The following is a 9,190-nucleotide window of genomic DNA, read 5'->3' as shown; positions in this document are numbered from 1 at the left end:
GCGCTCCGGCTGATAGCCATTGCGCACCACCGCCCGGCGACCGTCCGGCAAACGATCCTCCGCGTAGGTCTCCATGAACGTCTGCAACTCTGCCTCCACCGCTTGCTTGATCAGATCCCGCGCCCCGCGGCGCAGAAGTTCGGTCAACGGGTCCTCTGGTCCGTTCGGCAGGTCTGTCGTATCGTGAGCCATGGTGGCGTATCTCCTCTGGCTGGCTGGTTGGTCGCACTCCCATTCCAGCCGGATACGCCGCCTTCCTCAATCCCCCCCGTACACCACTTTCGACAGTAACTCTCGCAATGGTCCATTGGTATGTGTTTCGGGGGAGGGGATCCGCCAGACCGACAAATCCGGCTGTCAACATATCAAGCCGGAAGGATGGTGCACGTGATACGGACGAACGGGATCTGCACATGGCCCATGGTCCTGGTGGCCGTGGCGCTTCTGGTGTTCGGCCTGAGCGGCAACGCGGCCGCCGGGGAACGGCAGGCCGAGATCGTGCAACTGGTGGAAGGCCTGGACGAGGACGAGCTCATCGTCTTTGAGCCGGATGGCGCCCAGTACACCGTGACGGTCTTTACCGACGTCAACTGCCCCTATTGCCGCGAGTTCCACCAGCAAATCGATGACTACCTCCTGTGGGACATCCGCATTCGCTATGCGGCGTTCCCCGTCATCGGCAACGCCTTCGAGCAGATGGAGGCGGTGTGGTGCAGCGACGACCGGCAGGATGCCATCACCCGGGCCAAGCGGGCCGAGACCATAAAGGCGGAAGACTGCCCGAATCCCGTGGCCGATCATCTGGCCATCGCCCGGGAGCACCGCTTCCTGGGTACCCCCACCATCATCACCCCCGAGGGCCAGATCAGGTACGGCCTTGTCCCCGCAGCCGAACTCGCAGATATGCTGGAAGCCGAGGCGGCCCGGTAAGCAGCGTAACGAGACGGAAGGGGTCTTCTTCTCCATGCGCTGGAGGCCCCCTCTGGTCCTTAACGATATCGGTGGATGCCTCGGCGCTGACCGGGCCGGGGGTAGCCACCTTGCCCGTCGCGCACCTGCTTGCCGGGCTACGCGCCTGGTTGTCCGCTGTCGCCGAGCCCGTCGAACTGGATTCGCTGTACGCCGTCCAGCTTCACGCTCCTGCGTGCACACCAGAGGTCGTGCTGGTCCTGCATGGCAAGCCAGCTTTCCGGAGACCGCCCGAGCGTTTTCGAAAGACGCAGCGCCATCTCGGGGCTGACTCCGCTGCGCCCCTGCAGGATACGCCCCAGGGTGGAAGGCGAGACATCAAGCTTGCTGGCCAGGTGGCGGGCACTCAGCCCGAATGGTTCCAGATAGACCTCGCGAATGAACTCGCCCGGATGCGGAGGGTTGTGCATCGTCATCTCACCGGATCGCCCGGACGCCGCCACGACGCCCGATACCGGCAGCCACCCGGAACAGGTCGGGGATATTCAGACGGCCATCGGCCGTGCGACTCATCACGCCGATCTCGATTGCGGCCTCGATGAGCGCGTCTTCCGCACACTGGCCGGCGGCGGGCGTTTCCAGCGCATGCGGTGGCAGGTAGGGGCGTGCGGAGTCGTCCTGGTTGTCGTCGTCCGTTGCGGCCTGCTGAATGGCGTCCACCACGCCGCTTTCGCGCCAGCGGGTCTGGAGGTCCTCTCTGGTGGTCGGTACGGTCATCCCGTGCAGTGGTTCGAGCATCTGCTTGATCCAGGGGTAGTCCTCCTGCAGTTCCTGCAAACGGATGCGCGAGGCTTCCTGTACGCCGCGCTTGATGCCCTCAAAGTGAAGCAGAACGCCGGAATCGGCGTACTGGTGCTCGGTGAGCACATGAGCCTGTTTCAGTGCCACCAGGAAACTACGTGGACTGATTTGCCCTTTGGCATCCGCCAGATGGGTTGGCACCCATGTGTAGGTCTTGCCCCTGCGTCGGTCGCGCCCCATGAAGGGGCTCGCGATGGCCCGAAGTACTTCGGCCTGTGCCTTGTCCTGTGTTCGCAGCGATTCCGGGACCACGAAAACGGTCCCGCCGTCGATCTCCACCGACTCGAAGTGTTCGTTGTGCGTAGCGGCCAGCCATCCGCGGAAAGCGGGGCCGGATTGTGGATCGTTTCCCAGGTGGTGCCACAGCAGGCCATACAGATCCGCGCGATGCCATTCCAGCAGTACACGCCCGTGGGTGAGCTTGGATGCATCGGGGAAGGCCCAGACACTTTCGTCTTCCCACATGTCGGGGCGTAGAAAGAACTTGGTACGAATCGCGCTGTATTCCCGCAGATCGAGACCAACCCGCAGCAGCCCCCGCAGCAGGGTGCGGATGCGCGCCCAGTCATCGCCCAGACGGTCCAGCGCATCAAATACCACCAGGTGCCGTTCCCCGCGTGCCTTCAGGTCAGCGTCCAGCGTTGCAAACAGTTGTTCTTCGGTCTCCGGGTCATCGACGATTCGCTGAACACGTTCGGCCCAGCGTTCCGCCCCCCGAAACAGGGCGTGTTCCGCTGGATCGGCAAGCTGGTACAGGATGACCGTGCGCCAGATGTCCTCGGCCCGGAATCCTTCGTCAAGCAGCTTCCGCAATACTCGCCGGGAAGGGTGGCTGCGGTTGCCTGTCTCGGAAGAGTAGCCCCAGCCGACACGAACCTTGTCGAGCCTCAGCCGCTTCAGCTGGCGGCCGATCATCATACGAGTGGTTTCACCGTTGAGGGCGGCACTCCAGAAGCTCTTGCCCGTGCCCCGGTCCCCGACCACCACTGGTGTATTGGGGTTGAGTGCACTTTCGTGACCGGGGACCACGTATACGCTCGCGGGTGCCGGAGGGTGGGTACCGTGATGCGCCACTTCTTCCGGGATGGCTTCAAAGGCCGCGCGCAGGTCGTCACGGTGCAAGGCGGGCTGATTCATCCGGCTTCTTCCTCCAGCAGGCTCAGACAGGAGTGCAGGCCTTCGAAGAGCTCTCCGAACGCCTCCCGTATCGCAGCCTCCCCGACGTCCGCCAGCTGCTCCATCGGATTGAATGCCTCGAAGTGCTCGCTACGCAGGATGCCGAATGGCCAGTGGGGTGCTTCAGGGTCACGTTCGTCGAATGTGAATGCGATATCCGGGCCGTCCATGCCATCCGATGAAACGGCATCATACAGAGTGTCGACCCATACCCCGTAGGAACTGGAGGCGAAACGGTACTTGTCTTCCATGCGCATGGTTGAACGCGCCTGAACCATATGGAAGCGCGTTCGCCACTGCGCATCGTTCGATCCGGAACCGCTGACGGATGCCAGCTGGGCGAGATGCGCGAACAGGTACCGGTAACCTTCCCATGTGGCGGGTACGTCCACGGCAAAAAAGAACACTTCCGCATCCAGATGCAACAGGGGCGCTGCGACCGTCTCGTGAAGGCCGGCCCGGCTGTCGATCAACACGACATCCGGTTGTACCTCTGCCTCCAGGGCACCGAGCATTTTTTGCAGACGCACCGCAAAGCCGCTTCCATCCTCGCCTTCGAGGTAGGCGCGCGCGAGCTTGGCCAGCGCACTTTCGGAATGCTCGGCTGCGGTTCGACCCAGGGCCGGGGCCAGCCAGAGTCCCGGCCGGTCGACCAGTGAACTTTCAGCCACCATGTCGGCCGCCAGGCCCGGGTGGGTGTTGCCGACAAGATCCTCCACCAGCCAGTCCAGCACGCCGTATTCCGGTCGGTTTTGTTCGGGCAGCATGTGGGCGCCAAGCCCCGGGGCCTCGAGGTCCAGATCCACCAGCAGCACCGTACGCCCCTGTCGGACAAGCTCTCGGCCCCACAGCATGAGCGCCGTGGAACGCCCGACACCGCCCTTCAGGCTGTGGAACACGAATCGCGGCGGATGTGAGGTCTGACCAGGGTCAGGTTGCAGGACCCAGTCCTGGCCCATGGCACGCCGCTCCACGAGGTGCACCCCCGTATCGCCCACCCACTGCACCAGGCTGGGTTCTCGGTAAAGCGCTTCGCCAGACAGCGTTTCCGAGCATCTGGCCACGCCATTGTTCCTGCCCGGGCTGAACGGTCCAAGCACCCGGTGCAGTTGCTCGCGCAATGTGTCGAGGGCCGGCTGGGGCCAGTCATCCGGGACTGTCAGATACAGGCGGCCGTGCATGTCGCGCACCACGCGCAGTCCGGAGAAATCGGCGGTCGGTTCGACCGAGCGCACTGCATGCACGAGCTCCGGGATGCAGCGGTCGAAGGATATCTGGCGGCCTTCCATGTTCACGCCCCCAGATTCGCCGCGCGGCACGTCCGGCGAGCGTGGTCGCGGTAGCGTTCGGCCATTTCGACATCAAACGCATCGTCTCCCCGGTAGCGGTTGTCGATCGTCCAGCCTTCCATATAGCCCGTGGAATTCAGCAACTGGTAAAGCCCGCGCTGGGTGCGCCCGCTGAACCAGCGCTTGCCGTCATCGATCAGGTCCGGCAAGTGCCGGCGGGGGAGTTCACGCTCCCCTCCCGGAAGCCGGTCCATCGCGTGTTTCACCGCGCATTCGGCGGCCAGCCCGAAGGCGTGACTCGCCCCACCGAAGCGATCTGAACGAAGCAGACACTCTCCGTCCTGTAACCATCGCATGGCTGCTTCCCGATAATCGTCCATGATCCGCCTTCCTCAATCACACCAAAATCCACCGAATCGGCCTTCCGTTTCTGACCGTTATCAACTTTAAGGCCAGGCCTGCTGCCGATCTGAACAAAGACCGGGTTTCTCTCCCCGGCTGGCTCGGGTGCAAGTAATACTAACAGTCGACGAGCCCGTGCATGGATGGCCTGGCACAAATGGGTGGTCAGTCGAGGAGGGCGACGGATTTGACGAGGGCGTGGGCGCGGGTGCCGGGCTTCAGGCGCAGGCGTTCGGTGGAGAAGCGGGTGAGTTCGGCCATCAGTGTCTGGCCGTCGTGCTGGCGGCAGACGGCGAGGAGGCGGGCGGGGCCGTGGTGGCCGGGTGCCTCGTCCAGCGACTCAATGGTGACGGGGATGATGTTGAGGATGGAGACGTCCTGGGGCGGGGACAGGGCGATGGAGACGTCGCGGGCGTCGATGCGCAGACGGGCCTGGCTCCCGGCGCCGTTGGTGGTGCCGGGGGTGGTCGGTACGCGGTAGCGGGCCTCGGGCGGGCCGAAGGGGTGCAGGCCGTGGGTGTCGGCCGCTCCCAGGGTGCCTTGCAGGACGGAGACGGCGCCTTCGTCGCGGAACAGAGGCGAGTCGGCGCGGGCGAGGGCGTCGCGCAGGGGTTCCAGGCGTTCGAGCTGGCCGTCGTGCATGAAGGCGACGCGGGTGGCGAGGCGTTCGACCTCGTCCGGGGCGTGGGTGACGAGCAGGCTGGGGATGCCGGTCTCCTCGGACAGGCGGGCGAGGAAGGGCATGATCTCGCGCTTGGTCTGGGTGTCCAGGGCGTTCAGGGGTTCGTCGAGCAGCAGCAGGTCGGGGCTGGTGAGCAGGGCGCGGCCGAGGGCGACGCGCTGGCGCTGGCCGCCGGAGAGCTGGTCGGCGCGGCGCTCCAGCAGGTCGGCGATGCCGAGCAGGCGGGCGACCTCGTCCAGGTGCAGGCGGCGCAGGGGCTCCGGCGTGCGCTTGTAGCCGTAGAGCAGGTTGCCGCGCACGGACAGGTGCGGGAGCAGGGTGGATTCCTGGAACACGAGGCCGACGCGGCGGCGGTGCAGCGGGACGAAGGTCTTGCCGGACTGCCAGGCGGTATCGCGAAAGTGCACCTCGCCGCCGGGCGGGTGTTCCAGCCCGGCGATGATGCGCAGCAGCGTCGTCTTGCCGCAGCCGGAGCGGCCGAACAGGGCGGTGACGCCTTCCAGCGGGAAGGCGGTGTCCACGTCCAGTGCGAAGCCGGGGCGTTCCAGCCGGGCCTTTATGCGTAGCGTGTCGGGCTCGGGCCGGGTCACAGGCGCACCGTGTCGAAGCGGCGGTTGATCGCGTAGACGATGAACAGCACGGCGAAGGCGAAGATGAGCAGCCCGAAGGACAGGCGGTGGGCGGAGTCGAAGTCCATCGCCTCGGCGTGGTCGTAGATCAGGATGGACAGCACCTGGGTCTCGCCGGGGATCGCGCCGCCCAGCATCAGGATCACGCCGAACTCGCCGAGGGTGTGGGCGAAGGCGAGCGTGGCGGCGACGATGAAGCCGCCGCGCGTCATCGGCAGGATCACGGTGACGAAGCGGTCGATGCGCCCGGCGCCCAGCGAGCCGGCGATCTCCACCGGGCGGCGGCCGAGGTTGGCGAAAGCCTGTTGCAGGGGCTGCACGGCGAACGGCAGGGAGTAGATCACCGAGGCGATCAGGATGCCCTGAAAGGTAAAGGCCAGGTGGTTCAGGCTCCAGCTCTCGAGCGTGCTGCCGACCGGGCCGGCGGGGCCCAGCAGGACCAATAGATAGAAGCCGAGAACGGTGGGGGGCAGCACCAGCGGCAGGGCCACCAGGGCCTGCACCGCGGTGCGCAGCCCGCCGGGGGCGCGCCCGTTGGCCAGCCACCAGGCGATCGGCGTGGCGATCACCAGCAGGATCAGCGTGGTGTAGAGCGCCAGCTTGAGGGTGACCTCGATCGCCATCCAGTCCGTGGGGCTCAGGTCGAACATATCCGGTTACTGGTCGGCGTCGTCAGGGAGTTCGTCGCCGGGCATCACGAAGCCGTAGCGGCGCATGATCTCGCGCGCGGTGTCGCCATTCATGTACTCGGCGAAGCGGTGCGCGGTGTCCTTGTCCGCGCCGCGGCGGGTGATCACGAAGCCCTGGGTCAGGGGGTCGTGCAGGGCGTCGTCGATCAGGTGGTGCGGGTGCTCGGCCAGATCGGGAAACTCCGCGAGTGACAGGGCGATGATGCCGATGTCCGCGCCGCCGGCCTGCACCATGCGCGCGGTCTGGGCGATGTTGTCGCCGTTGACGATCTTGGGCTGCAGGTCGTCCCAGACGCCGGCGGCCTGCAGCGCCTCCATCGCGCGCACGCCATAGGGGGCGTGCGTGGGCGAGGCGATGGCTACGCGGCGGATGTCGTCGCGCGTCAGGTCTTCCAGCGTCAGCTCGGAGGCATCCATGCGGTTGCTCCACAGCACGATGCGGCCGATGGCGTAGACCTCCGGTTCGGTCACCGCATGGCCCTCCGCGCGCAGTTTCTGCGGGTAGGCGATGTCGGCGGAGAAAAAGACGTCGTACGGCGCACCGTTCATGATCTGCGTGGTCATGCGCCCGGAGGAGCCGTAGGTCACGCGCACCGCGTCGTCCGGGTGTTCGCGCTCGTATTCCTCGATGATTTCGTCCAGCGCGAAGCGCAGGTCGGAGGCGGCGGCGATGGTCAGCGGTTGATTGGCGTGGGCAGCGGACGGGGCCAGCAGAAGAAACAGAGCGATGACCAGGCTCGCGAAGACAAGGCGCGGGTGGCGGGGCATGGATTGGGTTCGTCCTTTCGTCGGATTGAGCCGGGGGCGACCCCGGGGCGAACATGGCTGCTGTCAGAATCGTTATGCTCAATGGAATATAACGAGCCGGGCTGGGTGGAACAACATTCCGCAAGACCTGTCTGAAGCGCCCGCAGGGCACAACCGGAGGAAGTCGATGACGAGCGAGGCACAAGAGGTGACGGATACGGAAGGGCCGCAGCTGGAGATCAGCGTGGATGCGTCGCGCGAGCTGGTGGATATCGGGCTGGCGGTGCTGCTGGATATCCGCCAGCCGTTCGAACTGGAGCTGGAAGGCGCGGTGGATGGCGCGGTGTCGGTGCCGCTGTTCCGGCTGAAGCAGCTGCTGGGCAAGCATCTGTCGGAAGAAGAGCAGGAGCTGCTGGATGCGGACGAGCCGGACGAGCGGGACTTCCAGCACTTCCTGTCGCTGATCAACCAGCACCATGTGCGCCAGGATCAGATCCTGCTGTGCCTGTGCAACAGCGGGCGGCGCAGCCTGCGGGCCGCGCGGCTGCTGCGGGATCTGGGGTATGCCCGCAGCCTGTCGGTGCGCGAGGGGTTTCGCGGATGGCAGGGGGCCGGGAAGGCGGATTGAGGGTCGCGGGTCGCGGCGGTTTCGTCACGGCCGGGGCCCTTGAGGGCGTCGGGGTGTTCGCGTGCGAGCATGCTCTCGCATCCGTGGCCTGCTCGCCGTCATGGCGCAGTAGTGGCACGGACTCCAGCTTCCCGCCCTTGCGGCTCACCCGAGAGCGCATTGTTGCCGCACGGGCATCACATCGATCAAGTGTTTTCCTGGCGCCCGGACGTGCAGGAATGTGACGGGCCGACTATTACTTGATTCCGGCCATTGCGCTTGGCGGCATAAAGAGCCTCGTCCGCATATCGCAGCAACTCGTACGCATTATCGATCGTACCCGGAACGGCCGAGGCCACGCCCACGCTGAGCGTTACTTGCGGGAGGACATCGGAATTTTCGTGTCTGATGCTCAGGTCCATTACTTCCGTCCTGGCTTGCTCGGCGATCCGGTATGCGTCCTCGCTTCCGCGTCCGGGCAGGACGATTGCGAACTCTTCTCCGCCGTAGCGGGCGGCCAGGCCGCCACTGTGCTGGGCGATGTGGGAAAGTATGCCGGCCACCCGTTGGAGACATTCGTCACCCGCGGGGTGACCGTAGAGGTCGTTATAGGGTTTGAAATGATCTACATCGAGAAGGACAACGGAGAGGGGGGATCGGAGATGTTCAAGCCGTTGCCACTCTTCTTCCAGGTACGAATCCATGGTCCTGCGATTGGCCAGACCGGTCAGGGGATCAGTGGCGCTGATTCGTGTCAGCTCCCGGTTTCTGGATATGAGTGCGGACTCCGCCTGATCGATCTCGAGGCGAAAGAGTTGCACCAGAATGCCCGCGAAGGCCATGGCGCCGACGGCGCTGCCCGCATACACGAAGCCGATATATGGTGAAGGCAGCTCCAGCGGTGTGTTTTCGGGCCCTGAATTCACAGAATAACTGCAACGCCTGAACCCGGAAGGGGTGGGCCAGCTGCCGCCGTAGAATGGGTGGCTCTCACCCCAAACCCATTCAGGCGTACCGATGAGGCACTACAGGCAGCTGACCCAGGAAGAACGATATCAGATCAGTGCGTTGCGCGGGCTGGGGCGCTCGCAGGGGGCGATTGCTCGGACGCTGGGCCGCAGCCCGGGGACGATCAGTCGAGAGCTGAAGCGCAACGGCGATGGCGGTTGCTACGAGGCGCGTACCGCCCAGAAGCGCAC

11 protein-coding genes and 1 pseudogene are annotated in these 9,190 nt (G+C 65.3%); 3 read left to right on the top strand and 9 right to left on the bottom strand.

Features of this window, described 5'->3' with window-relative positions; all coding sequences use genetic code 11:
- Positions 1-192, bottom strand: a pseudogene (locus D893_RS13380) (IS256 family transposase); the annotation flags it as partial.
- Between the two features lie 228 nt (positions 193-420).
- On the opposite strand from D893_RS13380, the gene D893_RS13370 reads away from it, so the two are divergent.
- Positions 421-930: a DsbC family protein gene (locus D893_RS13370; protein WP_077244076.1), complete on the top strand. Its 510-nt coding sequence runs from the start codon at positions 421-423 to the stop codon at positions 928-930.
- A 137-nt stretch (positions 931-1,067) separates the two neighbouring features.
- On the opposite strand, the gene D893_RS13365 is transcribed toward D893_RS13370, so the two are convergent.
- The 7 genes from D893_RS13365 to modA all read right to left on the bottom strand — a co-directional run bounded on the left by D893_RS13365 (position 1,068) and on the right by modA (position 7,405).
- A complete protein-coding gene (locus D893_RS13365) occupies positions 1,068-1,385 on the bottom strand; it encodes a HigA family addiction module antitoxin (RefSeq protein ID WP_077244075.1) in 318 nt (105 codons plus the stop codon).
- A gap of 1 nt (position 1,386) precedes the next feature.
- Positions 1,387-2,907, bottom strand: a complete 1,521-nt coding sequence (locus D893_RS13360; RefSeq protein ID WP_110620054.1) for a hypothetical protein — start codon at positions 2,905-2,907, stop codon at positions 1,387-1,389.
- Entirely contained in the window at positions 2,904-4,241 is a 1,338-nt protein-coding gene (locus D893_RS13355; protein WP_143592233.1) for a hypothetical protein, read from the bottom strand. The genes D893_RS13360 and D893_RS13355 overlap by 4 nt, the downstream gene beginning before the upstream one ends.
- Positions 4,238-4,615, bottom strand: a complete 378-nt coding sequence (locus D893_RS13765) for a hypothetical protein (protein WP_143592232.1) — start codon at positions 4,613-4,615, stop codon at positions 4,238-4,240. The genes D893_RS13355 and D893_RS13765 overlap by 4 nt, the downstream gene beginning before the upstream one ends.
- Positions 4,616-4,802: 187 nt before the next feature.
- Entirely contained in the window at positions 4,803-5,909 is a 1,107-nt protein-coding gene (modC, locus tag D893_RS13345; RefSeq protein WP_110620053.1) for a molybdenum ABC transporter ATP-binding protein, read from the bottom strand.
- Positions 5,906-6,598, bottom strand: a complete 693-nt coding sequence (gene modB / locus D893_RS13340) for a molybdate ABC transporter permease subunit (RefSeq protein ID WP_110620052.1) — start codon at positions 6,596-6,598, stop codon at positions 5,906-5,908. Before modB ends, modC begins: the two co-directional genes overlap by 4 nt.
- Before the next feature lie 6 nt (positions 6,599-6,604).
- Complete coding sequence (gene modA / locus D893_RS13335) at positions 6,605-7,405, bottom strand: molybdate ABC transporter substrate-binding protein (RefSeq protein ID WP_110620051.1); 801 nt, start codon at positions 7,403-7,405, stop codon at positions 6,605-6,607.
- 166 nt (positions 7,406-7,571) lie between these two features.
- On the opposite strand from modA, the gene D893_RS13330 reads away from it, so the two are divergent.
- Entirely contained in the window at positions 7,572-8,012 is a 441-nt protein-coding gene (locus D893_RS13330) for a rhodanese-like domain-containing protein (RefSeq protein WP_110620050.1), read from the top strand.
- A gap of 185 nt (positions 8,013-8,197) precedes the next feature.
- On the opposite strand, the gene D893_RS13325 is transcribed toward D893_RS13330, so the two are convergent.
- Complete coding sequence (locus D893_RS13325) at positions 8,198-8,917, bottom strand: diguanylate cyclase (protein WP_146220563.1); 720 nt, start codon at positions 8,915-8,917, stop codon at positions 8,198-8,200.
- 91 nt (positions 8,918-9,008) lie between these two features.
- Here D893_RS13325 and D893_RS13320 point away from each other — a divergent pair.
- A partial coding sequence (locus D893_RS13320) for a helix-turn-helix domain-containing protein (RefSeq protein ID WP_146220559.1) occupies positions 9,009-9,190 on the top strand: 182 nt, incomplete at its 3' end.

The organism is Thioalkalivibrio sp. ALE21 (assembly GCF_003208255.1).
Taxonomy (GTDB): domain Bacteria; phylum Pseudomonadota; class Gammaproteobacteria; order Ectothiorhodospirales; family Ectothiorhodospiraceae; genus Thioalkalivibrio; species Thioalkalivibrio halophilus.
This window is presented reverse-complemented; position numbering and strand designations above follow the sequence as displayed.